The sequence below is a fragment of the Pseudomonas sp. GW823-FHT02F05 genome (assembly GCF_058797315.1).
Genome location: NZ_JBXAJM010000001.1, coordinates 217201 through 243402, shown reverse-complemented (window position 1 = coordinate 243402; position 26202 = coordinate 217201). Strand labels below are relative to the sequence as shown.

Here is a 26202-nt window from a genome sequence, read left to right as displayed (position 1 = left end):
GAATTCAGCACAATTTGCCGCGCTCGACAGCGCTCGCCCCATGCCTCAATCTGCTGGCTGTCGACGAATAAAGGGGCTGAGAAAGTCATGTTGCAAAGCGCGTTCGCGAGCCTTTTCCAAGGCAGCCGACCCCACAGCATCGAGCAGCTATTAAGCGGAGTAGAGCAGTTGCTGCCGATGCTTGATGTACTGCCCAACGCCGCGATTTTCATCAAGGACATCGACGCTCGCTACGTGCTCGCCAACCGCACCCTGGTGCAACGCTGCGGCCTCAAGCACCTGCAACCGCTGCTGGGCAAGACCAGCGCCGAAGTGTTTCCCGCACAATTGGGCCCCGGCTATACCGAACAGGACCGTCGTGTGCTGAGGCAGGGCCTGGTGTTGGAAGATCAACTCGAATTGCACCTCTACGGCACCCGCGAACCCGGCTGGTGCCTGACCCACAAGTGGCCGCTGTACAACCAACTCGGCGCGATCATTGGCCTGGCCGGAATTTCGGTGGACTTGCAGTCTGCCAGCGAAACCCACCCGGCCTATCAGCGTCTGGCGGCGGTGGACGAACACATCCGCAGCCATTTCAACCGACGTGTCACCCTGGGGGAATTGACCCGAATCGCCGGGATTTCCGTGGCGCAACTGGAGCGCTACTGCAAGCGCGTGTTTCACCTCACGCCTCGGCAAATGATCCAGAAAGTCCGGCTGGAACATGCCCGGCGGTTGTTGCATACCGAGCTGCCGATTACCGAGGTTGCGCTGCAATGCGGGTACACCGATCACAGCGCGTTTACCCGGCAGTTCAAATCTTCAACCGGGTTCACCCCTAGGCAGTACCGGCAAGCCACGCAAGGCAGCAGCGCAGGTGAATGTCTTCTGTAGGAGCGAGCTTGCTCGCGAAAAACTCACAGGCGCCGCGTTCATTCAGGAAGCACGCGTTATCGTTGACGTTTTTCGCGAGCAAGCTCGCTCCTACAGGGTAAGCGTTCTATTGCGATGCAACGAATGCCGCCCACGCCCCTCATATGCTTACACCGACCCTTTTCACCACGACAGGTACCGAGCTTATGACCGCGGCGAACAACGATCATGTGAACTGGCTGGTGCAACATTCCATGCTCCACGCAGCGCGGCAGCGGGCCAAGCTCTATTCGGGGCAAGGCCGCCTGTGGCAGCAGCCTTATGCACAGACCCGGCCGCGTGACGCTTCAGCCTTGTCGTCGGTGTGGTTCACGGCCTACCCCGCCTCGATTGTCACCCGCGAAGGCGGCACCGTGCTGGAAGCGTTGGGGGACGAAACCCTGTGGCATACCCTGTCGAAGATCGGCATTCAGGGCATTCACAACGGCCCGCTGAAGAAGTCCGGTGGTTTGTCTGGCACCGAGCACACCCCGACCATCGACGGCAATTTCGACCGCATCAGCTTCGACATCGACCCGCAACTGGGCACCGAGGCACAATTGCAGGCCTTGACGCGCATGGCTGCCGCGCACAATGCGGTGATCATCGACGATGTGATCCCGTCGCACACCGGCAAGGGCGCGGACTTTCGCCTGGCAGAAATGGCCTATGAGGACTATCCCGGCCTGTACCACATGGTCGAAATACGCGAGGAAGACTGGCCGTTGCTGCCCGACGTGGCTGCCGGACGCGATGCACAAAACCTCAGCCCCTCCCAGGTAGACGCACTGCGCGACAAGCACTACATCGTCGGCCAATTGCAGCGGGTGATTTTCTTCGAGCCCGGCGTCAAAGAAACCGACTGGAGCGCCACCCCGGTGGTGCTCGGCGTAGATGGCAAGCCGCGGCGCTGGGTGTACCTGCATTACTTCAAGGAAGGCCAGCCGTCGCTCAACTGGCTCGACCCTTCGTTTGCTGCGCAGCAGATGATCATCGGTGATGCGCTGCACGCCATTGATGTGATGGGCGCGAAAATCCTGCGCCTGGATGCCAATGGCTTTCTCGGCGTGGAGCGCAAGCTCGATGGCACGGCCTGGTCCGAAAGCCATCCGCTGTCGATCACCGGCAATCAGTTACTCGGCGGCGCCATTCGCAAGGCGGGCGGGTTCAGTTTTCAGGAACTCAACCTCACCGTGGACGACATCGCGTCCATGTCCCACGGCGGCGCTGACCTGTCTTATGACTTCATCACCCGGCCGGCCTACCAGCATGCATTGCTGATGGGCGACACCGAGTTCCTGCGTCTGATGCTGCGCCAGATGCACAGCCTCGGCATCGACCCCGGCTCGCTGATTCACGCGCTACAGAACCACGATGAACTGACCCTGGAGCTGGTGCACTTCTGGACGCTACACGCCCATGACAGCTTCCTGTTCCAGGGCCAGACCTTCCCCGGCAACATCCTGCGCGAGCATATCCGCGAACAGATGTACGAACGCCTGACCGGTGAGCATGCGCCGTACAACCTCAAGTTCGTCACCAACGGCGTGTCCTGCACCACCGCCAGCATCATCACCGCAGCCCTGGGTATTCGTGACCTGGAGGCGATCACCCCGGCGGATATCCAGCAGATTCGCCAGATCCATTTGCTGCTGGTGATGTACAACGCCATGCAACCTGGGGTGTTTGCCTTGTCCGGCTGGGACCTGGTGGGCGCGCTGCCGTTGGCGGCCGAAGACGTGGCGCACCTGATGGCCGATGGCGACACACGCTGGATTCACCGTGGCGCCTATGATCTGGTAGACCTGAACCCCGACGCCGAACTGTCAGCTGGGCAAATGCCGCGCTCGAAAAGCCTGTATGGCAGCCTGAACAGCCAACTGCAGGACCCGGAGTCCTTTGCCTCCCAACTGCAAAAAATCCTCGCCGTACGCCGCGCCTACGACATCGCCGCCAGCCGCCAGATCCTGGTGCCGGACGTCGAGCATCCAGGCTTGCTGATCATGGTGCACGAACTACCGGCGGGTAAGGGCACGCAAATCACTGCGCTGAACTTTGGCGCCACGCCGATCACCGAAACCCTGCACCTGCCCAACATCGCACCGGGGCCGGTGGTGGATATCATCAATGAGCGGGTGGAAGGCGATTTGACCGAGGAGGGCGCGTTCACGATTACCCTGGACGCTTATGAAGGGTTGGCGTTGCGGGTGGTGAGCAGCACGCCGATGTAAAGGCGACGAAACGGTAACTGTGGCGAGGGAGCTTGCTCCCGTTGGACTGCGTAGCAGTCCCAGCCTCTTTGAACAAAAGAGCGGGGCGGCTTCGCGCCCCAACGGGAGCAAGCTCCCTCGCCACAGGTTAGTGTTTGGTGGCTAACAGCGCCGTGCCACGCGATCAGTGGTGCTTGTTCTTGTGCTTATGTTTGTTGCCTTTGTGCTTGCCACCACCGGAACGATGACCGCTCTCGTCATCCGCCAGGTTGTTACCCAGCGCGCCACCGGCTGCGCCACCCACGCCGGCGCCGATGGTTGAACCGGTGGTGCCGCCCAGGCGATTGCCAATCAGCGAACCGCCTGCCGAGCCCAAACCGCCGCCAATCGCCGCTTCGGTCTTGTTGCCCTTCTGCGCACCCACTGCACTCCCGGCTGCGCCCCCCACGCCGGCGCCGATGGCCGCACCTGTCGAGCCACCAAGCTGCTGGCCCACCACGTTGCCCAATACACCGCCGACACCGCCTCCCAGCGCCGCCGTACCATCTCCAGCGGCCAGGGCCCCTTGGGAGATCAGAATGCCCAATGCCAGGGCCGGGAATGTCATTTTCATTTTTTTGTACCTCAAGGGCTGTCTCAGGCGCTCACGGGGTAAAGCACGCCTGGCATTTTGATTAGAGCACACGCCATAACACTTGGGCTTGGGTGATAGCCCCTTGCACAAGAAAATTTTTTCGGCCCTCTTGAATTCCTTTTGCGCGTCCATAAATTTTTGATCACGCGATGCCGAATCCGGGTCGCGTACTAAATCACTTGGAGAAACTCAGGAGATTTTAAAATGGCTACTACCCTGTCGTTGGCCCCACTGTTCCGTCAATCGGTGGGCTTTGATCGCTTCAATGACCTGTTCGAGTCGGCGCTGCGCAGCGAGGCTCCGAATTCCTATCCACCTCACAACGTGGAAAAGCACGGTGACGACGCGTACCGCATCGTGATCGCCGTGGCTGGCCTGACCGAGGAGGATCTGGATATCCAGGTCGAGAGGGGTGTATTGACGGTTTCCGGCGGAAAACGCGAAACCGACGATAAGGTCGCTTACCTGCACCAGGGCATTGCCCAACGTGCGTTCCGGTTGTCGTTCCGCTTGGCCGACCATATCGAAGTACGTGGCGCATCCCTGACTAACGGGTTGCTCAACATCGACCTGCTGCGTGAAGTGCCTGAAGAGGCCAAGCCAAAACGCATCATGATTGGTGGTGAGACCAAACCCGAGCTGCGTCAGGTCAGCTTGCAGTAAAACAATCGGCGGTAAAAAGGCGCTCTACGGAGCGCCTTTTTGTGCGCGCTGCAAACGCAGGCCGGCTAAGCCTGGGTATTGGGTGCAAACAACCGCCTGGCCTCGGCAAAACACTTCTCTGCGATGACCGAGCGCGGTTCGGTCTTGCGCATCACCATGCCCAGGGGCGCAAGGACACTGGCGTCTGGCAGGTGGATAAATGCCAGGTTTTCGATGGGGTTTTCCAGGCCGCTGTCCAACGGCATGATTGCGCAACAGAAGCCTTCGTGGATGGCCTGGAACAGTTGATAGGTGGAGTCGCTTTCCAGAATCGGCTGGGGATCGATACCGCGGCTGCGGAAACTCAAGTCGATGGATTTTCGGTAGTGCATGCCATTGCTGATCATCCCAAGGGGCAGTTCGGCGGCTTCTTCCCAGCTCATCTGTGTGCCTTCGAAGTGGAAGTGGCGGGTGTCGTACAGCAGGCCGACGCGGGTTTCGCCCAGCTCGAAAAACTCCAGGTAATTGGGGCTGACGTGGTCCAGGTAGCACACGCCCAGGTCCAGTTGGTTGGTGCCCAAGGCTTCGATGATTTTGTCCGAACTCATGGAGGTGAGGCTGAACTTGAGTTCCGGGAAGCTGTGGGACAAGCCCTGGATAAAGCTGATCGGGTTGAAGCCGCTCAGGGGCACCAGGCCCAGGCGCAGGTTACCGACCAACTGGCCGCGGCACGCAGCGGCTTCGGCGAACAGGCCGTCGTGGGCGGCGAGCAGAGTCCTGGCCCAGGCCAATACGCGTTCGCCGGCCTGGGTGAAACCTTCGAAGCGTTGGCCGCGGGTTACCAGCTCCAGGCCCAGTTCCTCCTCCAGGTTGCGCAGGCGCATCGACAGGGTGGGCTGGGTGATGTTGCAGCGCGCGGCGGCCTGGCCGAAGTGGCGGGTCTGCTCCAGCGCGATCAGGAATTTAAGCTGCTTGATGTCCATGAAGGCACCTGCCTGGAAATAAGTGAACGGTCATGATTGGCGCAAGTGCCTGAAACCCACGGGGTGGAGCCGATGATCGCATTGTAACGACCGCCACGTCCAAGTGCCCTTGCCACCGTGCGGCTGCATTGTTCCATTTTTGAGATGGAGCGGCCCGTTTCAGCCACTACCTAACCCTGAACGCGATGCTTAAGGTGGTCCCACTGTTTTTTTGGGGTGGGCCTGCTGACACACGTCCAGGTCGTTGCCCAAGCGTATCTGTACAGGAAGTACAGGCACGGCCGGGCGCAGTTCCGGCGCACACGCCAGGGAGGTATCGCCAAGCAAGAGGAAATGCAAATGACTGCATCAGGTAACGCTGCAAACTTCAATGGGCAAAAGCCGACGATTGACCCCGCTGACACCGCCATGTTGCTGATTGACCACCAGAGTGGTCTGTTCCAGATCGTCAAGGACATTGATGTTCCTCAATTGCGCGCCAATGCCATCGCGCTGGCCAAGGCCGCGACCCTGCTTAAAATACCGGTCATCACCACCGCCTCGGTGCCGCAAGGCCCCAACGGCCCGTTGATCCCGGAAATCCACGAAGCCGCGCCGCACGCCCAGTACGTGGCCCGCCGTGGCGAAATCAACGCGTGGGACAACCCGCAGTTCCATGCCGCAGTCAAAGCCACCGGCAAAAAGACGTTGGTGATCGCCGGCACCCTGACCAGCGTGTGCCTGGCATTCCCGTCCATTGCGGCGGTGCATGAAGGCTACAAGGTGTTCGCGGTGGTCGATGCCTCGGGTAACCACTCCAGGTTGGCCACCGACCTGACCGTTGCGCGCCTGGCCCAGGCCGGCGTAGTGCCGATCGACATCATGGGCACGCTGTCGGAGCTGCAAGGCTCCTGGAACCGCCCGGATGCCCAGGAGTGGGCCAACGTCTATACCCAGGCCATGCCGCACTACCAGCTTCTCATCGAGAGCTATGTCAAGGCTCAGGAAGTGGCAAACAACCACGAAGTACTAGACTCACAGCGCTAGTAAACACGCTGGGTTCTTTACGGGGCGCCCACTCGGGGCGTCACCTTCTTTATCAGGAGTACCACGATGTCTACACCTTACGTTCGCTTGGACAAAGACAACGCCGCTGTGCTGTTGGTCGACCATCAGGCCGGCTTACTGTCATTGGTCCGCGACATTGACCCGGACAAATTCAAGAACAACGTGCTGGCCCTGGCTGACCTGGCCAAGTACTTCAAGTTGCCGACCATCCTCACCACCAGTTTCGAAACCGGCCCCAATGGCCCGCTGGTGCCCGAGCTCAAGGCACTGTTCCCGGATGCGCCGTACATTGCGCGCCCAGGCCAGATCAATGCCTGGGACAACGAAGACTTCGTCAAGGCCATCAAGGCCACCGGCAAGAAGCAATTGATCATTGCCGGCGTCGTGACCGAAGTGTGCGTGGCGTTCCCGGCGCTGTCGGCCCTGGCCGAGGGCTTTGAAGTGTTTGTGGTCACCGACGCCTCCGGCACTTTCAACGAACTGACCCAACAGTCCGCCTGGGCCCGCATGTCGGCCAACGGCGCGCAACTGATGACCTGGTTTGGCCTGGCCTGTGAGCTGCACCGCGACTGGCGCAACGACATCGAGGGCTTGGGGACGTTGTTCTCCAATCACATTCCGGACTACCGCAACCTGTTCACCAGCTACAACGCGTTGACTGAAGGCAAGTAAGCCTGATGGAAGGCGGCCGCTAGCCGTGGGGGGAGCGGTAGAACGCCTATTTCCCTGACACCCCTAGGTCCAAATGTGGGAGCTGGCTTGCCTGCGATGGCGGCATTGCGCCCGACGCCTATTTACCTGACACACACGCGATCCAACGGTGGGGTGTGTGTCAGGTAAATAGGCGTTGGCTGTCAGACCGTCATCGCAGGCAAGCCAGCTCCCACAGTTGGATGGCGCAGCTTCAATGGGATCAGCTTCGACCGTCACGGGAGCAAGATCAGTACCGCTAGAGGGATGACAACACTGTAGTCGTATTTTGTTACTAACCCATGCCCTAAAAATACAGCGCTGTGGCGGCAAAGCGGGACAAAACACCCCCTCGCCATTCAATTTTCATAAAAATGTAACAACCCTGCTTCACAGTTCGGGAGCCCGTCACCACAACGAGTTCCTTTTAATGAAAAGCTTGATGAAGTCCGCAGCACTCGCCGTTACGGTATCCCTGTGTGCCTCCTCCATGGCCTTCGCCGCCGAAAACGTACGCCTCACCGGCTCTGGCGCCAGCTTCCCTGCACCGATCTACCTGACCTGGTTCAAGGATTTCAGCAAGAAGACCGCTGGCGTCACCGTGGATTACCAGTCCAAGGGCAGCGGCGCAGGTGTGCAGGACTTCCTGAATAAAACCGTCGACTTCGCCGCCAGTGACTCGGCCATGAAAGACGAAGACATCGCCAAGGTTGCCGAAGGCGTGCAGTTGCTGCCAATGACCGCCGGTGAAATCGTGCTGGCCTATAACCTGCCGGGCAATCCCAAGGGCCTCAAGCTGCCACGCGACGTTTACTCCAATATCTTCCTGGGCAAGATCACCAAGTGGAACGACCCACAGATCGTTGCCGCCAACCCGGACCTGAAGCTCACCGACACGCCGATCACCGTGGTGGTACGCGCAGATTCCAGCGGCACCACAGCGGTATTTACCAAGCACCTGGCCACCATCAACCCTGAATTCAAAACGGCGCTGGGGGAGGGCAACACTGTCAACTGGCCGGCCAGCGACAAATTCATCAAGTCGCCCAAGAACGATGGCGTGACCGCCACCGTACGCCAGACCCCAGGCGCGATTGGCTACATCGAGTACGGCTTCGCCAAACTGGCCAAGGTTGACTTCGCTCAGTTGCAGAACAAGGCAGGCCAGTACGTGGTGCCGAACGCCGAAAGCGGCGCCGAGGCCCTGGCCGCAGTGAAGATGCCGGAAAGCCTGGTGGCCTGGTTGCCGGACCCGGACGGTGCCAAGTCTTACCCGATCACCTCTTACACCTGGATGATCTTCCGCAAGGACAACGGCAACCCTGCCAAGGCCAAGGCCATGCGCGAAATGGTTGAGTACAGCCTGACCGAGGGGCAGAAAATCGCCGACTCCATGGGCTACATCCCGCTGCCGCCATCGGTGGTGGAGCAGGTGCGCAAAGCCTCCGCCAACATTCAGTAACACCCGTGAGGCCGCTCTCGGTGTGGGCTGTTTGCCGCGCCGGGGGCGTTTCCCCCCTGTTCCGGAATTAGCCAATGAACAAACCTTTCGTCGTACCGGTTAACCGGGATTCTGCCTGCCAACCTCCCTCGGCCAAAGACTTCCTGGTCGATCGCACCTTCCGTGGGCTCGCGCGAATCGGGGTGGTACTGATTCTGGCGTTGGTCGCAGCCTTGGTATTCGAGGTGGGACGCAAGGCCTTGCCGGGCATGGAAAAGCACGGGTTCGATGTGCTTTTTGGCAGTGTCTGGGATGTTAACCAGGGCAAGTACGGGATCTTGCCGGCCATTTGGGGCACGCTCTACAGCGCTTTCATCGCGCTGATGATTGCAGGCTTTTTCGGTGTCAGCATGGCGATTTTCCTGACTCAGGATTTTCTGCCGGCCAAGCTGGCCGCTGTGTTTCGCACCATCGTTGAACTGCTCGCGGCCATCCCCAGCGTAGTGTACGGCTTGTGGGGCATCTACGTGGTGATCCCGGCCATTCGGCCACTGACCACCTGGTTGAACAGCGAACTGGGTTGGATACCGTTTTTCGGCACGTCCCTGAGCGGGCCGGGGTTGCTGCCGGCGGCGCTGGTGTTGGCGATCATGATTCTGCCGACGATTGCCGCCGTATCCCAGGACGCGCTCACCAGCGTGCCGATGAAGACCAAGCAGGCCGCCTACGGCATGGGCACCACCCATTGGGAGGCGATTCTCAAGGTGATGGTGCCATCCGCCGCCACCGGTATTTTCGGCTCCCTGGTACTTGGCCTCGGCCGTGCGCTGGGCGAAACCATGGCGCTGGCGATGCTGGTGGGCAACGCCAACAACATTTCCCTCTCGCTGTTCGCGCCGGCCAATACCTTGGCAGCCTTGTTGGCGCTGAACTTCCCCGAAGCCGGGCCCAACGAGGTGGAGGTATTGATGTACGCCGCTCTCGTCTTGATGTTCATCACGCTGCTGGTGAATGTCATCGGTTCCATGATCATGCTCTACGCCCAACGGGGTAACCGATGATGACGAATCTCACATCCCCTATCACCGCTGTGCCGAGCCTGCAGCGCAAGTTCGAAGGCCGCGCCTTGCGCAGTCTGGTGTTGACCACATTGGTATGGTTTGGCGCGCTGCTGGCCAGTGTGCCGCTGATTTCCGTGCTCTACATGCTGATCACCCGTGGCGGCGCACGCCTGAGCCTGGAGGTGTTCACCGAACTGCCGCCCACCGGCTTCGAAACAGGCGGCGGTTTCGGCAACGCCATGGCCGGCACCTTTGTGATGGTCGGTATCGCTGCGGCGATTGCGGTGCCGGTCGGCATCATGGCCGCGATCTTCCTGGCCGAACTGGGGCCGGACAGCAAATTGGCCAACGCTGCACGCTTTGCCGCCAAGATGCTCACCGGCTTGCCTTCGATCCTGGCCGGCGTGTTTGCCTATGCCTTGGTGGTGATGACCACCGGCACCTACTCGGCACCGGCCGGCGGCGTGGCCCTGGCGGTACTGATGCTGCCCATCGTGGTGCTGACGGCTGAAGAGTCGATGCGCATGGTGCCCAAGATCATGAAGGACGCCGCCTATGGCATGGGCTGCACCCGCTCCCAAGTGATCTGGAAGATCATCTTGCCGACCGGCCTGCCAGCGATCCTCACCGGCGTAATGCTTGCAGTGGCACGTGCCGCAGGCGAAACCGCGCCGTTGTTGTTCACCGCGCTGTTCAGCAACTACTGGATCTACCACGACGGCGACTTGGCGGTGATGAACCCCACGGCCTCCCTTGCAGTGTTGATCTACAACTTTTCCGGCATGCCCTTCGACAACCAGCTGGAGCTCGCCTGGGCGGCCTCGTTGGTGTTGGTGATGATCGTGCTGGTCGTGAATATTGTGAGCCGTATCTTCGGCAAGCCTAAGTATTAAGAACGGGAGCATCTGAATCTTGAACGTCTCAACTGCGCAAATAGCCGCTCCGTTTGTTACCCAATCGCCTGTGGTCATGGACTGCAAGCTGGACAGGATTTTCTACGGCAACTTCATGGCAGTGCGTGACAGCCATGTGCCGATCGAGAAAAACAAGATCACCGGTTTCATCGGCCCGTCCGGCTGCGGCAAAAGTACGGTACTGCGCAGCCTCAACCGCATGAACGACCTGGTGAAGGGCTTTCGCTTCGAGGGCCACGTGCATTTCCTGGGTCAGGACGTATATGGCAAGGGTGTAGACCCGGTGGTGGTGCGCCGTTACATCGGTATGGTGTTCCAGCAGCCGAACCCGTTTTCCATGAGCATCTTCGACAACGTCGCCTTCGGCCTGCGCTTGAACCGCTACAAAGGCGACCTGGGCGACCGCGTCAAGCACGCCCTGCAAGGCGCTGCGCTGTGGGATGAAGTCAAGGACAAGCTCAAGGTCAGCGGCCTGTCGCTTTCCGGTGGCCAGCAGCAACGGCTGTGTATTGCCCGTGCGATTGCCACCGAGCCGGAAGTGCTGTTGCTCGATGAGCCTTGCTCGGCACTCGACCCGATTGCGACTCGCCGGGTAGAGGAACTGATGGTGGAACTGAAGAAGGATTACACCATCGCCCTGGTCACCCACAACATGCAGCAGGCGATCCGCGTGGCGGACACCACGGCGTTTTTCTCGGTGGATATTTCCCAGGGCACGCGTACCGGCTACCTGGTGGAAATGGGTCCGACCGCGCAGATTTTTGGCAGCCCGCGTGAACAGATGACCGAGGATTACATCAGCGGCAAATTCAGCTGAGTAACTCCATGTTCGATAGAAACCACACGTGCGCCACCGTCAGCCCAGGAACGCCAATGTCTGCAACGCATCGTCTTGATTTGTCAGCGATTGAACGCGCGCTCCGCAAAGTGCAGAGCCGCTTTGCCCAGCTCAGCACGCAATTTACCGAGCCGCGCGACCCCTTGACCGACGAAGTGCTGCACAACGTGCTTGAAGGCTATGCGCTGGTTGACGACTATGTCGCACGGGGCGTTGACCTGTTTGACCTTCATCATCTGGACCTGATGCTGGAGATCAACGCCACGGTGCTCTGCGGTAGCGACCCGGCGCGCCGCGTGGAATACGCGCAGCACCTGGCCGCCACCGAGGAGCACTTCTTCAACAACGTTGAAGGCGGTATCAAGGACTTGTTCAATTGGTACTGCGCGTATCGCAGTGAATCGGTGTGGAAGCGTGCGGCCGGTGTGTATGTGCGCATTCTCAGCAAGCCCCAGTTGTTTATCGAAGGCAACAACCGCAGTGGCTCGCTGATCGTCAGTTATCTGCTGATGCGTGCCGGGTTGCCACCGTTCGTGCTGACGCTGGAAAATGCCGAGGGTTACTTCAATCCTTCCTCGGTCATCCGTAACTCGGCCAAACATGGCGTCAAGGCGTTGTATGAATTGCCCAAGATCAAGAAAAAGTACGCCGCCTTCCTGGAGGAACAGGCCCCGGATCCCAAGGCGTTTTTCTTGAGCGACGTACCACAGCCTATTTATCAGGGAGGCCATTAATGCGCCGGTATCCGACACTCGCCAGCCGAGCCGTGCAAGCCATCCAGCAGGCGTTTCTCACGCGTGCCGCCAAGCGACCGCGTGTACGCATCTCCTTTGATATCGACGACACGCTGGCTTGCCAACTTGACCACGCTGATGTCGAGAGCAGTTGGCTGCCGGCCTGCGCTCATCGCTGGTGGGGAGAGCCGCTGCGTATCGGTACCCGTTCGCTGACGCGGGAGCTGCGACGCCAGGGTTGCAGTATCTGGGTCTACACCTCATCGGGCAGGGCGCCTTCCTACATCAGGCGTTGGCTGATGCTGTACGGCATTCGTGTCGACGGCGTAGTAAACAGCGTGCGGCATAACCACGCCCTCACGGTGCATGGGCTGTCGAACACCCCCTCGAAATTTCCGCCGGCCTTCGACATTGATTTGCACGTGGATGATTCCGAGGGTGTGCGCCTTGAAGGTAACGACCACGGCTTTCGCGTGGTGGTGGTCGATCCGCAGGATGAGCACTGGGCGCAACGAGTGCTTGAAGCCGTCGCGGGCGTGCAGGCGCAACTGGCCCGGCAGCAATTACCCAGGTTCAAGCAGCCTGTCTGCCAAGGTGCTGAGGTTTATTCTTCCTGAGTTCCAGAGAAACCTGAACTTCTTGAGCCCTTATTGCAGTTCACAACTTGCTATAAGGGTTTGATTTTCTTTGACTCGCCAGTCACGAACAACACAGAACTTCACCTCTTGTTCGACAAACAGCGCTTATGGCGCTTTTGTCGTCTATCTCCCCAAGTACATACCCTTGTCATCCGATAGTCGGTCACTTTAACGCGGCACTTCTAGGCTAGTGTTGACGAGCTTCCTTAATGGTCAACCTCGATATTAAGCAACGAAGCAGCCTGAACAGAATGCACAACAACAACTTCAATGCATATTGTTTAGCCCGGCGCATCAGGTATTACCGTTGACTTTCGGTGTTGATCGCTGGGCTCAAGGAGTACTGACATGGCTATATTCGATTACAAGGGGCAAGATGCCCGCGTCCTGATTTCAGATGCCTGGACCCTCGCCACTTACACCAGTGGTGTAGCGACCGTCGGCGCGCTCTACAACATTCCGGGGCTTGTGCTGGGCGAGGGCAACACCTTCGCGCTGCCCAAGGGCTGGCGTGAGATCGGCGCGAGCGAACTGCAGGTTGATAGCAGCCACACCGACATCACTGGAAGTTTTACCGGCGACGGCGTCTTTGGTTCTCAAGCCAGAGTGTTTGGTCAATACGATGACAGCGGCCAATTAGTCAAAATGGGTTTTTCCATTGCCGGCACCAACTCGCCAATTGATCTGCTGGGTTGGCCGGCGATGATCGATAACTCTTATATCAACGGCTATGACTACCTGCTCAATTCAATCAAGGATTACGCCACCGACCATAACCTGAGCGGTAAAGATGTTCTGGTAACCGGCTACAGCCAAGGTGGCTCCGTTACCAACAGCATGTATATCGGCAAGGACACTTTGGCCGACGGTTTTTTCAAGGATTCGGACTACTTTGGCATGGAGTCGCCCAAGTCCAGCAACAGCGACGGAATCTTCAACTTCGGTTTTGAAAACGATGTGGTCCACCGTCTCACGGGGCAAGAGACCGACGTGGGTAGCGCAATCATCGACGCGCTTCAAGGCAGTGACGCCAGTTACACCTCGACCACCGATAACATCGTGCTGTTCGACACAATCTACGCGCTGCCAACCTGGCCCAATGGTCCGTTCTCGATTGCCAACCTGTCAGGATGGGCCGCGCACCTGGAAGGCATTTTCATCAACCCTATCCAGCGTATCGCCCAATCGACCTTCTACGATTACATCGAGCGCGACAGCACCATCATCATCAGCAACCTCGACGCCATCAGCCGCAGCTTTACCTGGGTCAGCGACAAACAGACCGCCACCTCCAACCACTACGGCACACCGGCTTTCCTGCTGGGCACCGACAGTTCGGACAAGCTGCAGGACGGCCGCAGCGATGACTTCCTCGACGGGTTCAAGGGTGACGACAGTTTCCGGGTGAGTACCGGTACCGATATCGTCGCCGGCGGCGAAGGCAACGATAAAGTCTTCCTCAAAGGCACCGCGTCTTCCTACGAAGCGGTGAAACTCAGCGATGGCACGTTGTTTCTGAACGACGGCAGCGGCCAATATGGCCTGAAGGAATTGCACGGCGTAGAGCATGTAGAGTTCGAAACCGGCCTGGCCAACAGCCTCGGCCATGTGCCCGTGCTCGGCGGGCTCTTCGGTGGTATTGGCGAGGTCCTCACGCCGGCCTATACGGTGACCAGTGGCAAACTCGACTTCGAAGGCCTGTTCGGCGCCGATAAGGCGTATGCCAAATCCATCGAAGGCAGCCAGCTGGCCGACACCCTCAAAGGCACCGCCGCTCGCGACCTGATATTCGGCCAGAACGGCAATGACCGGCTCGACGGTGGCGCCGGCAATGACCTGCTGCACGGCGGTGAGGGCAACGACACACTGCTGGGCGGCACCGGTAACGACGCGCTGTATGGCGCCAACGGCAATGACGTCTTGATCGGCGGGCAGGGTAATGACCAACTCAGCGGTGGCGTGGGCAGCGACCTGTTTGTTTTCGACCAGCGCGGGTTCGGTCACGACGTGATCAGTGACTTCAACATTCATCAGAATGGGAAAGACCTGCTGGTGTTCGCCAAGTCGCTGTTTGCCAGCGCCGATGCTGTGCTCGGTGCGACTACCCAGCACGGCAGTGACAGCGTGATTCTGGCGGGGGACAGCAGTGTCACCCTGGTGGGGTTCAATGCGGCGCAGTTGAGTGCAGAGATGATCAGCGTGGTTTGATACCGGATCGGTAAAGCCGGTGATAAAACCTCACAGGATCGTTGATGCTGTGGGGTTTTTTCTTGCTTATCGCTTTATAGCAATCTGTCAGTGCGAGAGGCAGCATCAGGTTTGTATTTGGTTGAGATCCAGATCTCGCAGTATTGCGCTTTCTTTACTTGCTGGTAGCCATCATGTGTTTGCTTCGCATGACTACGGCTCGATCAGGTCGTAATCGCTCCACGCTGCTTGGGCAATCCAATCCAGGTGCGATGCCCGTACGAAGGCTTTCTTCGAGGACTTCTTGCAGCATCAACAACTCCTCACGCTGCACTTTTAGCGTGGCTTCGATGTGCTGTATCTCCTCCAGGCGTACATTGATCTGTTCCAGAGTGAGGGATTTGGAGCAGCTACCGTCATGAAGGAAGAGGCCACGAATGGTGTCGAGGGAAAACCCCAGCCTTTGCGCGTGAATCACGACTTCCAAGCGTTTAATGGTGGTTTCGCTGTAATAGCGATAGTTGTTCACGTCACGCGTGGGAGCGTCCAGCAGGCCTTGCTCCTCGTAGTAGCGTATTGCTGAAGCAGCAAGGCCTGTGCGTCGCGAAATCTCGCCGATCTTCATTTTTTGCTTGACCTTCAAGTTGACTTTAATCCGCAGTATAAGCCGGAGCGCAATCCTGAAGGTATTCGGATTGGGCTGGATAAAGACCGTTGACCTACGTGGAATATGAAGAATGAGCAAAATAACCGAGTTACTGAATTGGCGTTATGCGACGAAAAGTTATGACCCGTCCAAGACCGTGCCGGCTGAAAAGCTGGAGCGAATTCTGGAAGCGGTACGACTGACGGCGACCTCGAGCGGCCTCCAGCCATTTGAATTGCTGGTGGTGACTAATCCGCACATTCGCGAAAAGATCAAGGCGGTCAGCTGGAATCAGTCCCAGGTGACCGACTGCTCTCATTTGCTGGTGTTCGCCGCCTGGGATGACATAACGCCTGAGCGCGTCAACATGATGTTCGACCTGACCAATACTGTACGAGCTACTGTCAACCAGGGGTGGGAAGATTACCGTCAAATGCTCCTCGGCATAGTCGCCGAGCGTGGGCAGGAGGCCAATTATCAAGCGGCTGCGCGCCAAGCCTATATTGGACTGGGCTCGGCTTTAATCGCCGCAGCGTCCGAGCAAGTCGATGCAACGCCCATGGAAGGCTTCGATCCCTCGGCTGTCGATGAGATTCTGGGACTGGGGGCCAGGCATCTGCGCAGTGTGGTGCTCCTGCCGTTGGGGTATCGGGCAGCAGAGTCTGACTGGCTGGTAAACCTGAAAAAAGTACGGCGGTCTCGCGAAAACTTCGTCACTGAAATCAACTAGGGAGACCGTGCAGCCGCCTCACATTGCGGCAGTAGTGGGGTGGCGCTTCATGCGCCGAACGGATTGGGTTCGGTCGGCAGGACGCCGCTGATGAGAATTGCGGAGCAGAAAAGATAAGGGCCTGCCCAGGTTTCCCTGGCAAGCCCTTGATATCTATGGTGCCCGAACCCGGAATCGAACCGGGACGCCCTTACGAGCGGGGGATTTTAAGTCCCATGCGTCTACCAGTTTCGCCATTCGGGCGGTAGCGCGGTGTAACAGGGTTGGGAATATATAGATCCAGCCGCTTCAGCGCAACCTCCCAGCCGGTTTTCCCGCATAAAGATGCGCAGAAAAAAACGTGGCAGATCAGTGATCTACAGGGCCTTTGTACCAAGTCCTGATGAACGCTTGCAACCCAGGAACAAGCCCCATAAATGACAGTCATAGCGATATGCCATTTCGGCATTTCGCAGGGAGTCGTTTGATGCTCAGTATCCGTAAGCAGGCTTGGATCATGGCCGCAGGTGTAGCGGGGTTGTTGGGCACTGGCGCGTTCAGCTCGGCGCAGGCGGGGAGTGCGGTGCAGTGGGGCGAATTTAGTGCGTCGTCTTCAGACAAGTTGACGGCCGGCTCGATGGACGTGGGCGGTGCCTATGTGTTGAAGCCGTCGGGTGTTTCCGTGGGGGATGTCGAGGCGCTGCAAGCTGGGCAAAAACAGAGTCAAAGCGAACTGCAAAGCTTGAAAAGCAAAGTGGAGGGCCAAGAGCGTGCGTTTGATGAGTTCAAGCGCAAGGACGGTTCGAGTGCCAGTAGCAGTGACAGTCAGCTATCGAGTCTCAAGCGTACGGTGGATGAGCAGAAGAGCACGATAGAGCGGCAGAAAAGCGAGATCGACGGTCTCAAGCGCAGCCTGGATGATTTGAAGCGCAGCGTGGAGACCTTGAGCAGCAAGGTGAAGTGACAGCACTGATGCTGTGGGCAATATAGGGCAACTGTGGGAGCTGGCTTGCCTGCGATAGCGATGTGTCAGTCACAGGTATGAACCTGTTACACCATCGCAGGCAAGCCAGCTCCCACATTGACCGTGTCGGCCTTCAGTCAATCAGTGCCAGCAAGTCGGTGACCCCCACGTCCACACCCGCCTGGCTCAGCAGTGTCGTCACCTGGCCGCGGTGATGAGTCTGGTGGTTGAAAAAGTGCACCAGCAAACCGAAGAAGGGTTTCTCGGCGGCCACGCCGCGCATGTTGTGATAACGCAGGCGTTGGTCGAGGTGGGGCTCTTGCAGGCTGTGGGCCCAATCGATGATGAGTTGATCCAGCCAGGCGCGATGGGCCGCTAGTTCGGCAAGACTGGCGAAGGCCAGTTGCTTGAGGTCGCCGGGCGTGGCAACCCCGTTCAGCGGCGCCAAGGCCGCAAAGTTGGCCGGGTGTTCGGCGAAGCGCTTGAGCCAGACGGTGTCACCCAGCATCAGGTGGTTCAAGGTGCCGAAGATCGAACCGAAAAACGCTTGGCGGTCCAGGGTCAACTGCGCGTGCGTCAGGGCGGCGGCGGCGTCGTAGACCTTGCGGTTCATCCATTGGTTATAGGTGGCCATCAGCGCAATGTGCTCGATGCGGTTCACCGCGGTTCTCCCTTCTTGGCGTGATGGCGCCATCATAAAGCTTGCCCGCCCGACGGTCATGGTGTTCCATCGCGGGAGGACTATGTTTGATCAATGCCACTATTGCGCCCCGGAGGGCGACACCATGAATACCAGCGATCTACTGGAACAACTGTTGCGTGCAGGGCAGCAAGGCGGCGGGGCTTCGGGCGGCGGCCTGGGCGGGTTGCTTGGAGGGTTGTTGAAGGGCGCCGGCACCGGCAATGCGTCTGCGGCGGGTGGCGGTTTGGGTGGTTTATTAGGTGGCCTGGGCGGCTTGTTGGGCGGCGCTCCGGCAGGTGGTACCACCCAGACGCGCAGCGGCGGTGGGATGAACTACGCGGCGCTGGCGTCCCTGGGGATGGCGGCCTTCCAGGCGTATCAAGCCTGGCAACGCCAACAGGCTTCGGCACCGCAGCAAGCTATCCAGACCGTTGACCAGCTTGAAGGGCCTGAAGCCGAAGCCCATAGCCACGGCGTACTGCGTGCGTTGATCGCGGCGGCCAAGGCCGATGGCAAAATCGATGCGCAAGAGCAGCAGATGATTTCTGCCGAGATCGGCCGTCATACCGACGACCCACAACTGCAGCAGTGGCTCGACGCCGAAGTCGCCAAGCCCCTGGATGCCGCCGATTTTGCCGAGTATGCCAATGACCCCGCACTCGCTGCGGAGATTTACCTGGCGAGCGTGATGCTGGTCAACGATCAGCAGGACGCCGAGCGCAATTACCTCGACGACCTGGCCGGTCAGTTGCAAATCGATCCGCAATTGCAGCTGCATCTGGAGCAGCAGGCCAAAGCCTAGAACCTCAGCGTCGCCCCAGTGGTCAGCCACTGGGCGCGATCGCCAATCAGGCTGCGCCCGACCAGCAGGTCCACGTCAACACATTCACCAATGTGCAAACGCGGCCCAGCCTGCCAGGCCTGTTCGCCGCCTTCCTGGCCATAACGCTCGCCAATCAGCGTGAGCTTCTCTGCCAACTGATATTCGAACCCCGTGCCCCAGGTCAGGCGATGTTGTTGATCACCGTCGTTGTAGGCGTGGCTCCAGCCGGCGTTCAGGTTCAGGCGCAAGGCATCCAGGGGTTGCCATGTCAGGGGGATGTTCAGGTCTGCGCCGTCAAGCCCGTGATGGCGATCCAGCGCGACATGCGCCCCGACAGCAATCGCCAGTTCCAAGCCCAAGTCTTGCCGTGACAGCACCTGCACCTTGGCTTGCGGGCTGATCTGCGTCTCGCCTTTGCCTGCATCCACGGCCCGTGACAACGCGGCGCCCCATTGCACGGCGGGCATGGCGCTGAACGTGCAGGCGGGCGACAAGGTGCCGTTATGGGTACTGCCCGCGTGCCGCTGGGCGCTGTACCAGGCGTCGACATTGCATTCACCCGGCGTGTTGATCGCGCCGTCGTCAACCACATAAGCGCCGCCTGCGGCTTGGGCTTTTGAAATCAACGCGGCCACCAGGACAAGGCCCAGGATCACGCCGATAAAGATCAGGTTGCGCTGCAATGCGCGGCGCTTTGCTGGCGGCAGTAACAGCAGGGTGTGGCGAGAGTGGCGTGCGCGATATTTGGCAAACCCGTCGCGGCGTGCCGGCGTGTGTTTTTTGTGCATGATGCACCTCGCTTGAGTTCAGCTTTCTACGGTCAGCACCGAAATGCCGCTGGCTTTGGCCTGGCAAACCAGCTCCGAGGTATCGTCACCGCCCGGCAGGGCAATGATCAGATCGGGGCGGCTGTCGGCCAGCATGAAGTGATTGCGCTGGCGTTCCGCCTGTTTGCCATGGCGCTGCCAATTGGGTGGATAACGCACTACGTCGATACCGATTTCCCGGGCCCATTCCTCGATCTCACTGCCCAGGAACTGGTTGCCGCCGTGGATCAGTACCTGCACCGGGCGCAGGCGGTGGTAAGCGTCCAGCACATGGCGGGACTTTTTGGTGTCGGCGTAATGACGACCTGCACAGATCAACACGCGCATGAGCAAATCCTTGTATTGCACGCAGGCGACCGGGCGGCCGCCTGCGTTTGAACGGCGGGGAGGGTCAGTACCACTGTTTGAAGCGGCGGATGTAGATCGTCTTCATCAGTTGGGCGACGCAGCAGTAAGCCAGCAAGGTGCCCACCAGCCATGGGAAGTACGCCAGCGGCAGCGGTTGCAGGCCCACCAGGGTGCCCAGCGGTGAGAACGGCACGTAGATGCCCAGGGCGATCACGATGCAGGTCATCATCAACACCGGCCAGGCGGCCGTGCTCTGGAAGAACGGGATCTTGCGGGTGCGTAGCATATGTACCACCAGGGTTTGCGAGAGCAGCCCTTCGATAAACCAGCCGGACTGGAACAGCGTCTGCATTTCCACACTGTTGGCCGAGAACACGTACCACATCAGCGCAAAGGTGGTGATGTCGAAGATCGACGAGGTCGGCCCGATCCAGATCATGAAGCGGCCGATGTTTTTCGCATCCCACTTGCGTGGCTTGGCCAGGTATTCCTTGTCCATCTTGTCCCAAGGCAGGGCCAGTTGGGAGATGTCGTACATCAGGTTCTGCAGCAGCAGATGGATCGCCAGCATCGGCATGAACGGGATGAACGCACTGGCCACCAGCACCGAGAACACGTTGCCGAAGTTGGAGCTGGCAGTCATGTTCAGGTACTTCATGATATTGCCGAAGGTTTCGCGGCCCTTGAGCACGCCTTCTTCCAGCACCATCAGGCTCTTTTCCAGCAGGATGATGTCGGCCGACTCCTTGGCGATGTCGGTGCCGCTGTCCACCGAAATACCCACATCGGCATCCCGCAGCGCCGGTGCATCGTTGATACCGTCACCGAGGAAGCCGACGGTGTGCCCGTTGGTTTGCAGCGCCTTGAGCACGCGGGATTTTTGCAGCGGCGTGAGCTTGGCGAATACGGTGCGCTCTTCTACGCGGCGCAGCAGGGTGGCGTCGTCCATGGCTTCGATTTCCACACCCAGCAGCGGCTGGCCGGGTTCCAGGCCAACCTGGCGGCAGATCTTGCTGGTGACCACGGCGTTGTCGCCGGTCAACACCTTGATCGCCACGCCAATCTGTTGCAGCGCCGCAATGGCCGGGCCTGCGGTTTCCTTCGGTGGGTCCAGGAACGTCAGGAAGCCCTGGATCACCAGGTTGCGTTCGTCGCTGGTGGTGTACTGCTGGCGTGCCAGCGCTTTAGGGATATTGCGGGTCGCTACCACCAGCACGCGGAAACCGTCTTCGTTGTAATCATTGGCGAGCGCCAGTAGCGCCTCACGACGGCGGTCATCCAGGGGCAAGGCTTCGCCGGCCTCCATGACATGGGTAGAAATGCTCAGCATCTCTTCCACCGCTCCCTTGCATACCAGCAACTGATCACCGGCGGCATCCTTGACCACGATCGACAGGCGACGACGGACAAAGTCGAACGGCAATTCATCGACCTTGCTGTAGGCAAACGGCACCTGGAACTTGGGGTTCTGTTCCGAGAACTGCACCACCGCCTGGTCCATCAGGTTTTTCATGCCGCTCTGGTGAAAGCTGTTGAGCCACGCCAGGGACAGCACGGCGTCATCGCGCTGGCCAAAGGCATTGACGTGATGCTCGAGGATGATCTTGTCCTGGGTGAGGGTGCCGGTCTTGTCAGTGCACAGCACATCCATCGAGCCGAAGTTCTGGATCGCATTGAGGCGCTTGACCACCACTTTGCGCTTGGCCATGGCCGTAGCCCCCTTGGCCAGGTTGGCGCTGACGATCATCGGCAGCATTTCCGGGGTAAGGCCGACGGCTACCGCCAGGGCAAACAGGAAGGCATCGCCCCAATCGCCCTTGGAGAAGCCATTGAGGAAAAACACGATGGGTACCATCACCAGCATGAAGCGGATCAGCAGCCAGCTGACACTGTTCACGCCCCGGTCGAAGGCGGTTTGCACCCGCGAGCCGACAATCGCCTTGGCCAGGGAGCCAAAGTAAGTGCGCGGCCCTGTTGCCACCACCACTGCTTTAGCGCGGCCGCTGACCACGTTGGTGCCCATGAAGCAGATGTTCGGCAAGTCCAGCAGGTTGCCCTGGTCGGCGGCCAGCGTAGAGGCGGACTTTTGCGTGACATCGCCCAGGGTGTCGTACTTCTCCACCGGCAAGGCTTCGCCGGTCAGCACGGCCTGGCTGATAAACAGGTCGCGGGACTCGATCAGGCGGATATCGGCGGGGATCATGTCGCCGGCTGACAGCTGCACGATGTCGCCGGCCACCAGGTCGCGCATCGGCACTTCGCGCAAGACCGGCTGGGCGCCAACCTGCTCGCGGCGCAGCACGGTGGCGGTAGTGCGTACCATGGCTTTGAGGGCTTCTGCGGATTTGGCCGAGCGGTGTTCTTGCCAGAAACGCAGCAGGCTGCTGAGCAACACCATGGTCATGATGATGATGACTTTGGTCAGGTCGACTTCTTCACCTGCCTGAAGTGGCAACCAATAGTCGGTGACAAAGCTGATACCGCCCAGGGTCAACAGCACGTAGATGAAGGGGTTGTTCAGTGCCTGCAGGAACTGGACGATAGCGTGTGGCGGCTTGTCATGGGCCACTTCGTTATAGCCTTCGCGTTGCAGGCGCGCCGAGGCGTCCAGTTCGGTCAGGCCGTCCTGGGTGGCCCGTACATTGGCGAGGGTGGCCGCCAGGCCATTGTGGGCTTCGCGGGCGGCACGCATCGACAGCCTGGTGTCGGGGGCGGTGCCATTTTTCTTGTGCAGAGGCGTGTTTTTTACGGCGCTCATTGTCTGTACTCCTGTCGCCAATTCTCGACAAAACATACCCTCTACTTACCTGCAGACAGGCGAGCGAAAGCATGCCGAGCCGCGGACTTCGCGATCGGTTCAAATAAAGTATTCACATAACTTCTGAAGGGCCCGCTAACAGCAAGTTAGTTAACTAGCGTGCAGCAGGCTACTACTGGACGTGTTCATAAAGAACTCCAGGGTCATCAATAAGAAAGTTGCTGTTTCCAGCGAGGTCAGGCGGCGCGAGTACTCAGGTAGAAACCGAGCATCAAGCGCGCTTGCGCCAGGCAGGAAACCTGGGGTCTCTGCGGGTCTTGAGGGTCGGCATGATCCCAGTGCTGCACCAGGTGGCCGCTTTCAGGGCAGATACGCCAGTGCGCCAGCGGCGGGGCTGGGCGCACTTGAGGGGAGGGTGTGACAAAGGTCGAGCGGCTTGGCGAAAAGCCCGCCGGCGCTCGGCACAGCTTGGCGCGCAGGGCTGCGACCAGTGTGCGCGTATCAGGCAAAACAAGGAGTTGGAAGGTCATAACACACCTCGGGACCGGACGGGCGACCGGTGAGGCAGTTACGGTGGAGCATCAAGCTCTAGCGCAGCTTACCGGACCTGGAACGCGAGTCCTGTCATATTCTGGGTTTGGCGCCCGATGCCCGCAAAGGCGGTGCTCGGACAGCGACTAGATACTGTGTCCATTGGCTTCTTTTGTGAGGTTTAAAAAAGGCCCCAGTTGCGGGCACGGGCAATCTACTCAGGGCGTCAGTGAATGTCAACGTATGATTAATTAAATTAACCAGTGTTCAGAGTTTGTTCAGACAAGAGGCGCGCGTAAGTTGTGGGTTGAATAACTTCATACACCTTGCGCGGCGAGGAGTGCCAGATAGATCAATACTAAACCGCAGGCCGCATAACTCACACGCTGCCAAGTCGGTGATGCGTTCTTGCGTAGCAGGTTCACCAAGGCGGCGGTAAGAAAACACGAGAGTACCGACGCCAGCATGAAGCCGGCAAAAAACATCAGGGTCTGTCCGTGACTGGGGGTGGTGCCGACAATCCCCGACAGTGCGCTGCCCAAGGCGCCCCAGTAGACGATGTTTTTCGGATTAGCCAAGGAAATCGCCGCGCCCACCGCCAACGCATTTTTGCCTGAGCTGGCAGGGGCATTGTCCATTGCCGGTAACTGCCAGGCATCAATCAGGCTGCGAATGCCCAGCCAGGCCAGGTACAGCGCGCAGACGATTGTAAGTGGAACCCGCACTGCATCATGCTGGATCAGCAGTGCGATACCGGTGAGGCCAATCACGGCCCAGACGGCGTCGCCCACCAGTGAGCCGAACTGCACCAGCAACGCCGGCGTGAAGCCATGGAGCAAGCCGCGGCGCAGAGTCTCTGCCAGCACGGCGCCGGGGGAAAGGCAAAATACAAAACCGAATACCAGCGCATAGACAAAGATCGACAGCATGCTCAGTTCCTTTCGAGAAAGTGCCAGAGCATACGTCAGTCCGGGAGAGGGATACCACGCCCTCTGTAGGAACGCCCGCGATGGCGGCGCGTCAGCGACTGAATCTTCAACTGAACCACCGCTATCGCAGGCAAGCCAGCTCCCACACTGGCCGTGTATTGCCCACAGGATCAGCGCCCCCTGTAGGAGCGAGCGTGCTCGCGAAAAGCGTCAACGATAACGTGCGTTTCCTGAATGACCGCGGTGCCTATGAGTTTTTCGCGAGCAAGCTCGCTCCTACACAGGCTGCGGCGTTAAGGCAATGCGATGGAGTTCAACCTTCAATTCATCCGGCGATAGACGTGCAAAGGGCAGCGCAAAAAACGCCTCGCAGCGTGCGGTGATAATGTCGAGGGTGGCCTTGAATGCAGCCTCTACTTGCGCCTCGTCACCCTGCACTTCGGAAGGGTCCTCCAGGCCCCAATGCGTCTTCACCGCTGGGCCGAAATATACGGGGCACGCTTCACCGGCTGCTTTATCGCACACGGTGATGACCACATCCGGCGGGCTGTCTTGAAAGGCCTCATTGCCCTTGCTGTACAAACCTTCGATGCTGATGCCCGCCGCCTGCAGCGTGCTCAGGCTACGGGGCAAGACCTGGCCCTTGGGAAAACTGCCGGCGCTGATCGCTTCAAAGCCCGGCGGCGCCAGGTGGTTGAACATCGCTTCGGACAAGATGCTGCGGCAGCTGTTGGCGGTACACATGAACAGCACTTTCATTGCAGTCTCCATTAGACGCTCAGGCGCAAGGCGAGGGCGGCGAGGGTGATCAGCAGGACGGGCAGGGTCAGCACGATCCCGACCTTGAAGTAGTAACCCCAGGTGATGGTGATGCCTTTGCGTGCCAGGATATGCAACCACAACAAGGTGGCCAGGCTGCCGATGGGGGTGATTTTCGGGCCCAGGTCGCTGCCGATCACATTGGCGTAGATCATCGCGTCCTTGACCACGCCCACGGCATGGCTGGACTCGATGGACAACGCGCCAATCAGCACGGTCGGCAGGTTATTCATGGCTGATGAGAGCAGCGCTGTCAGCACCCCGGTGCCCATGGCCGCGCCCCACACACCATAGGTGGCGAAGGTGTCGAGCCAGGTGGCCAGGTAGTCGGTCAGGCCGGCGTTACGCAGGCCATAGACCACCAGGTACATGCCCAGGGAAAAAATCACGATCTGCCACGGGGCTTCCTTGAGGACTTTACGCGTGGAAATCTGATGACCTTTGGCTGCAATCACCAGCAGCAGTACCGCACAGAACGCGGAGATCGCACTGATGGGAATGCCCAATGGTTCCAGAGCGAAACAGCCGACCAGCAGAATACCGAGTACCCACCAGCCGGCACGAAAGGTCGCACGGTCATGGATGGCACTGGCGGGGTCTTCCAGGTCGGACGGGTTGTAGGTCTGCGGAATATCCCGGCGGAAAAACCACAGCAGCACCGCGAGCGTGGCGGCGACACTGACCAGGTTCACCGGCACCATCACCGCGGCGTATTCGTTGAAGCCAATCTTGAAATAGTCCGCCGAGACGATATTCACCAGGTTCGACACCACCAGCGGCAGGCTCGCCGTGTCGGCGATAAACCCTGCGCCCATGACGAAGGCCAGCGTCGCCGCCGGGGAAAAGCGCAAGGCCAGCAGCATCGACATCACGATAGGCGTCAGGATCAACGCCGCACCGTCGTTGGCAAACAGCGCCGATACCAGCGCACCCAGCAACACCATATAGGCAAACAACCGCCGGCCGCGGCCACGGCCCCAGCGCGCCACATGCAGCGCCGTCCAGGCGAAGAATCCGGCTTCGTCCAGCAACAGGCTGATGATGATCAGCGCGACGAAGGTGCCGGTGGCGTTCCAGATGATCTGCCACACCGCCGGGATGTCCGCCAGGCTGATCACCCCGCAGGCCAGCGCCAGGATCGCGCCCAGTGTGGCACTCCAGCCGACGCCCAGGCCCTTGGGTTGCCAGATGACCAGCACGATGGTGACGAGGAAAATCGCAATTGCGACAAGCATGAATAAACGCTCCGATGG

The 26202-nt window shown here is 59.4% G+C and carries 26 protein-coding genes and 1 tRNA gene; 15 read left to right on the top strand and 12 right to left on the bottom strand.

The features are described 5' to 3' along the window. Positions 1-87: 87 nt before the first annotated feature. Together AC1RAC_RS01105 and treS are read left to right on the top strand one after the other, a co-directional pair. Entirely contained in the window at positions 88-876 is a 789-nt protein-coding gene (locus AC1RAC_RS01105) for an AraC family transcriptional regulator (protein WP_181124276.1), read from the top strand. A 185-nt stretch (positions 877-1061) separates the two neighbouring features. Then, complete coding sequence (gene treS, locus AC1RAC_RS01100; RefSeq protein ID WP_034127524.1) at positions 1062-3125, top strand: maltose alpha-D-glucosyltransferase; 2064 nt, start codon at positions 1062-1064, stop codon at positions 3123-3125. A 163-nt stretch (positions 3126-3288) separates the two neighbouring features. On the opposite strand, the gene AC1RAC_RS01095 is transcribed toward treS, so the two are convergent. Continuing rightward, positions 3289-3717, bottom strand: coding sequence for a glycine zipper domain-containing protein (locus AC1RAC_RS01095; RefSeq protein WP_034127523.1), 429 nt, complete (start codon positions 3715-3717; stop codon positions 3289-3291). Positions 3718-3942: 225 nt separating this feature from the next. Here AC1RAC_RS01095 and AC1RAC_RS01090 point away from each other — a divergent pair, with 225 nt between their 5' ends. Further along, positions 3943-4401: an Hsp20 family protein gene (locus AC1RAC_RS01090; protein ID WP_014718573.1), complete on the top strand. Its 459-nt coding sequence runs from the start codon at positions 3943-3945 to the stop codon at positions 4399-4401. A 65-nt stretch (positions 4402-4466) separates the two neighbouring features. On the opposite strand, the gene AC1RAC_RS01085 is transcribed toward AC1RAC_RS01090, so the two are convergent. Continuing rightward, positions 4467-5363 carry a LysR family transcriptional regulator gene (locus tag AC1RAC_RS01085; RefSeq protein WP_294204310.1) on the bottom strand — a complete coding sequence of 299 codons (897 nt, stop codon included), beginning with the start codon at positions 5361-5363 and terminating at the stop codon, positions 4467-4469. 339 nt (positions 5364-5702) lie between these two features. On the opposite strand from AC1RAC_RS01085, the gene AC1RAC_RS01080 reads away from it, so the two are divergent. The 9 genes from AC1RAC_RS01080 (at position 5703) to AC1RAC_RS01040 (ending at position 14934) form a co-directional block, all read left to right on the top strand. Next, positions 5703-6389: an isochorismatase family protein gene (locus AC1RAC_RS01080; protein ID WP_057975819.1), complete on the top strand. Its 687-nt coding sequence runs from the start codon at positions 5703-5705 to the stop codon at positions 6387-6389. A gap of 66 nt (positions 6390-6455) precedes the next feature. Beyond that, on the top strand, positions 6456-7082 hold the full coding sequence (gene ycaC, locus AC1RAC_RS01075; RefSeq protein ID WP_003191542.1) for an isochorismate family cysteine hydrolase YcaC: 627 nt from the start codon (positions 6456-6458) through the stop codon (positions 7080-7082). 448 nt (positions 7083-7530) lie between these two features. Further along, positions 7531-8562: a phosphate ABC transporter substrate-binding protein PstS gene (gene pstS / locus AC1RAC_RS01070; RefSeq protein ID WP_089041766.1), complete on the top strand. Its 1032-nt coding sequence runs from the start codon at positions 7531-7533 to the stop codon at positions 8560-8562. 74 nt (positions 8563-8636) lie between these two features. Next, positions 8637-9602, top strand: a complete 966-nt coding sequence (gene pstC, locus AC1RAC_RS01065) for a phosphate ABC transporter permease subunit PstC (protein WP_127881570.1) — start codon at positions 8637-8639, stop codon at positions 9600-9602. Next, positions 9602-10495: a phosphate ABC transporter permease PstA gene (pstA, locus tag AC1RAC_RS01060; RefSeq protein ID WP_014718563.1), complete on the top strand. Its 894-nt coding sequence runs from the start codon at positions 9602-9604 to the stop codon at positions 10493-10495. Before pstC ends, pstA begins: the two co-directional genes overlap by 1 nt. 76 nt (positions 10496-10571) lie before the next feature. Next, on the top strand, positions 10572-11333 hold the full coding sequence (gene pstB, locus AC1RAC_RS01055; protein ID WP_019817112.1) for a phosphate ABC transporter ATP-binding protein PstB: 762 nt from the start codon (positions 10572-10574) through the stop codon (positions 11331-11333). Positions 11334-11389: 56 nt separating this feature from the next. Further along, positions 11390-12088, top strand: a complete 699-nt coding sequence (locus tag AC1RAC_RS01050) for a hypothetical protein (protein ID WP_057975821.1) — start codon at positions 11390-11392, stop codon at positions 12086-12088. Beyond that, positions 12088-12705 carry a hypothetical protein gene (locus AC1RAC_RS01045; RefSeq protein ID WP_057975823.1) on the top strand — a complete coding sequence of 206 codons (618 nt, stop codon included), beginning with the start codon at positions 12088-12090 and terminating at the stop codon, positions 12703-12705. Before AC1RAC_RS01050 ends, AC1RAC_RS01045 begins: the two co-directional genes overlap by 1 nt. Before the next feature lie 369 nt (positions 12706-13074). Beyond that, the gene (locus tag AC1RAC_RS01040) at positions 13075-14934 is read left to right on the top strand and encodes a calcium-binding protein (RefSeq protein WP_492616016.1); all 1860 of its coding nucleotides are present in this window, start codon (positions 13075-13077) and stop codon (positions 14932-14934) included. Between the two features lie 154 nt (positions 14935-15088). On the opposite strand, the gene AC1RAC_RS01035 is transcribed toward AC1RAC_RS01040, so the two are convergent. Next, on the bottom strand, positions 15089-15556 hold the full coding sequence (locus AC1RAC_RS01035; RefSeq protein ID WP_229999364.1) for a MerR family transcriptional regulator: 468 nt from the start codon (positions 15554-15556) through the stop codon (positions 15089-15091). A gap of 94 nt (positions 15557-15650) precedes the next feature. On the opposite strand from AC1RAC_RS01035, the gene AC1RAC_RS01030 reads away from it, so the two are divergent. After that, positions 15651-16289 (top strand): NAD(P)H-dependent oxidoreductase, encoded by a 639-nt coding sequence (locus AC1RAC_RS01030; protein WP_034127517.1) that lies wholly within the window; start codon positions 15651-15653, stop codon positions 16287-16289. A gap of 156 nt (positions 16290-16445) precedes the next feature. Here AC1RAC_RS01030 and AC1RAC_RS01025 read toward each other — a convergent pair. After that, positions 16446-16532, bottom strand: a tRNA-Leu gene (locus AC1RAC_RS01025). 223 nt (positions 16533-16755) lie between these two features. On the opposite strand from AC1RAC_RS01025, the gene AC1RAC_RS01020 reads away from it, so the two are divergent. Beyond that, positions 16756-17232 (top strand): hypothetical protein, encoded by a 477-nt coding sequence (locus AC1RAC_RS01020; RefSeq protein WP_198861593.1) that lies wholly within the window; start codon positions 16756-16758, stop codon positions 17230-17232. Positions 17233-17365: 133 nt separating this feature from the next. On the opposite strand, the gene AC1RAC_RS01015 is transcribed toward AC1RAC_RS01020, so the two are convergent. Then, positions 17366-17893, bottom strand: a complete 528-nt coding sequence (locus AC1RAC_RS01015; RefSeq protein WP_054897299.1) for a DinB family protein — start codon at positions 17891-17893, stop codon at positions 17366-17368. A gap of 124 nt (positions 17894-18017) precedes the next feature. Here AC1RAC_RS01015 and AC1RAC_RS01010 point away from each other — a divergent pair, with 124 nt between their 5' ends. Beyond that, positions 18018-18716, top strand: a complete 699-nt coding sequence (locus tag AC1RAC_RS01010; protein WP_034127613.1) for a tellurite resistance TerB family protein — start codon at positions 18018-18020, stop codon at positions 18714-18716. On the opposite strand, the gene AC1RAC_RS01005 is transcribed toward AC1RAC_RS01010, so the two are convergent. From AC1RAC_RS01005 to AC1RAC_RS00975, 7 genes are all read right to left on the bottom strand, one after another. After that, on the bottom strand, positions 18713-19525 hold the full coding sequence (locus tag AC1RAC_RS01005) for a PA4824 family protein (protein ID WP_186527361.1): 813 nt from the start codon (positions 19523-19525) through the stop codon (positions 18713-18715). The genes AC1RAC_RS01010 and AC1RAC_RS01005 overlap by 4 nt on opposite strands. Before the next feature lie 18 nt (positions 19526-19543). Continuing rightward, a complete protein-coding gene (locus tag AC1RAC_RS01000) occupies positions 19544-19891 on the bottom strand; it encodes a DUF2493 domain-containing protein (RefSeq protein WP_003191350.1) in 348 nt (115 codons plus the stop codon). Between the two features lie 64 nt (positions 19892-19955). Next, positions 19956-22670, bottom strand: coding sequence for a magnesium-translocating P-type ATPase (gene mgtA / locus AC1RAC_RS00995; RefSeq protein ID WP_057975829.1), 2715 nt, complete (start codon positions 22668-22670; stop codon positions 19956-19958). 236 nt (positions 22671-22906) lie between these two features. After that, positions 22907-23200, bottom strand: coding sequence for a hypothetical protein (locus tag AC1RAC_RS00990; protein ID WP_294204322.1), 294 nt, complete (start codon positions 23198-23200; stop codon positions 22907-22909). 318 nt (positions 23201-23518) lie between these two features. Beyond that, a complete protein-coding gene (locus tag AC1RAC_RS00985) occupies positions 23519-24130 on the bottom strand; it encodes a LysE family transporter (RefSeq protein ID WP_054897296.1) in 612 nt (203 codons plus the stop codon). Between the two features lie 276 nt (positions 24131-24406). Then, a complete protein-coding gene (locus AC1RAC_RS00980) occupies positions 24407-24889 on the bottom strand; it encodes an arsenate reductase ArsC (protein WP_054919095.1) in 483 nt (160 codons plus the stop codon). An 11-nt stretch (positions 24890-24900) separates the two neighbouring features. Then, on the bottom strand, positions 24901-26184 hold the full coding sequence (locus AC1RAC_RS00975) for an arsenic transporter (RefSeq protein WP_089041761.1): 1284 nt from the start codon (positions 26182-26184) through the stop codon (positions 24901-24903). Between the last annotated feature and the right edge of the window lie 18 nt (positions 26185-26202).